Genomic DNA, 1,881 nt, shown 5'->3' with positions numbered 1-1,881 from the left:
GAACTCAAGCTCTCTTTGCACCAATAAGTAGGAAAAGAGTGAAAGAATGCGTAGAATTGAGTAAGTCACTTATTTTATTATCGAAAGCGGATGAGGGAATTGGAAGAATTACTTAGGTCACTGGACCGGGATCTTGTATTGATTGAGTCTCGAGTGTATGAAGACAGAATAGAACTACATGCAAAGATGGGACGAGAAGAAGCAGTATGTCCATATTGTGGTGCGAAGTCAAAGAGTGTTCACACGATTTATCTGAAAGCATTTTCCGATCTACCTGTTCAGAGTAGACAGTTGACAATAGTACTTCAAAGGAGGGTATTCTTCTGCAAGAATACAGAGTGTGAGAAATCGAAATTCGCAGAGAGATTCAGTTTTGTTGACGATTACGGGAGAAGAACAAAGAGATTGAATGAAAGAATAATCGAGCTGGCGGCAAACATGAGTGCCCTGAAAGCTGAGGGAATAGTTAGTAATGGACTTACCGAAATATCCGACGACACGATTCTGAGGATGTTAAAAAAAACAGGTTATAAATAGAACGCTTCTCAAAACAGTCTGCATAGATGATTTTGCGACCAGGAAGGGCCACACATATGGCACAGTAATGGTGGACTATGAGACCTCGAAGGTTGTAGATATGATTCCATCAAGGGATACTGGCGAAGTTACAGAGTGGTTGAGAGGATATCCCGAAATAGAAGTGGTATCAAGAGATGGGTCAATAGGATATGCGAAGGCTGTAGCAGAAGCTTTGCCCGGGGCACTACAGGTAAGTGATCGTTTTCATCTGGTTAAGAACCTTATGGATGGAGCAAGCGAGTATATTAGGCGCACAATACCTCCCAGAATAAAGCTGAAAGAAGTAGTTGGCGAAAATCAAACAGTGAGAAAACTTACCAAGGCCGAAATCAAACGTAGAGAAACAGAAGAAGCGAAGAATGAGCTTGTTGGGACTGTCAAAGAAATGTACCTGAAGGGATACTCAGTAAGTGCCATTTCCAGAGAACTGAAGATAGATTGCCGGACAGCAAAAAAATACGTTAAGCATCAGGGAAGGATGCTGAGCGCCTCAAGAGAAAGAAGAAGCATACTCGACCCATACAAAGAAACTATAATCACTCTTAATCATGAAAGAAAGACAATAGCCAGCATATTCAGAGTCATCGTTAAAGAAGGATATAAAGGTTCATACAGGAATTTGAACGCATTCTTGGCTGAATACAACGAAGGTTTGGGAAGAAGGCACAGAAAGACTTCTCCCGAAAAGATTCTTAGAAGAGGACTGTTGATCTCATTTCTACACAATGATATCTCAAGGTTCAAAGTGGAAGATCAAGAGAAGATAGAAGAGTATCTCAAGACAAACAAGAACCTTCAAAACCTCTGCTCGGCAGTTAACGACTTCAGAGACATATTTAGAATTAAAGATGATTCAAGGCTCGAAATCTGGTTGGAAAAAGTAAAAAAGTTCAATATCCGTGAGCTAACAACCTTTGCCAGGGGAATAGAAAGAGACATTGAGGCAGTTAAGAATGCGATCAGGACTGAGTTCAGCAATGGAGTCATAGAAGGCGTCATAAACAAGCTTAAGGTGATTAAGCGGATAATGTACGGGAGATGTTCATTTGAACTATTGCGATTGAAGGTGATCATGAGTTAATTCATATAATCTGAGGAAGAGCCACTTATATTCTGCAGCAAACACACCAAGAATGCAAGGAAACAAACAACGAAATGACCCTTTATCCTTCTTGGTGTCCAGTGGAACATCGGTCTCACTTCAAGATTGCTCTTCATTATCCTAAAGGATTCTTCTATCTTCCATAAATCATGATGCTTGGATAGGATCGTTCTTGAATCAACCTTCTTCTCACTTGTCTG

General features: G+C 40.6%; 2 protein-coding genes and 1 pseudogene. 2 read left to right on the top strand and 1 reads right to left on the bottom strand.

Annotation, left to right across the window (positions count from 1 at the left end; genetic code table 11):
* Nucleotides 1-99 precede the first annotated feature (99 nt).
* Together V512_RS15040 and V512_RS14445 are read left to right on the top strand one after the other, a co-directional pair.
* Nucleotides 100-537 carry a transposase family protein gene (locus tag V512_RS15040; RefSeq protein WP_099830067.1) on the top strand — a complete coding sequence of 146 codons (438 nt, stop codon included), beginning with the start codon at nt 100-102 and terminating at the stop codon, nt 535-537.
* On the top strand, nt 530-1,660 hold the full coding sequence (locus tag V512_RS14445) for an ISL3 family transposase (RefSeq protein ID WP_108702529.1): 1,131 nt from the start codon (nt 530-532) through the stop codon (nt 1,658-1,660). Before V512_RS15040 ends, V512_RS14445 begins: the two co-directional genes overlap by 8 nt.
* Before the next feature lie 44 nt (nt 1,661-1,704).
* Here the strand turns inward: V512_RS14445 and V512_RS14720 are convergent.
* A pseudogene (locus V512_RS14720) lies at nt 1,705-1,881 on the bottom strand (IS1634 family transposase); the annotation flags it as partial.

Origin of the sequence: Mesotoga sp. Brook.08.105.5.1, assembly GCF_002752635.1 — a bacterium.
Taxonomy (GTDB): Bacteria; Thermotogota; Thermotogae; order Petrotogales; family Kosmotogaceae; genus Mesotoga.
This window is presented reverse-complemented; position numbering and strand designations above follow the sequence as displayed.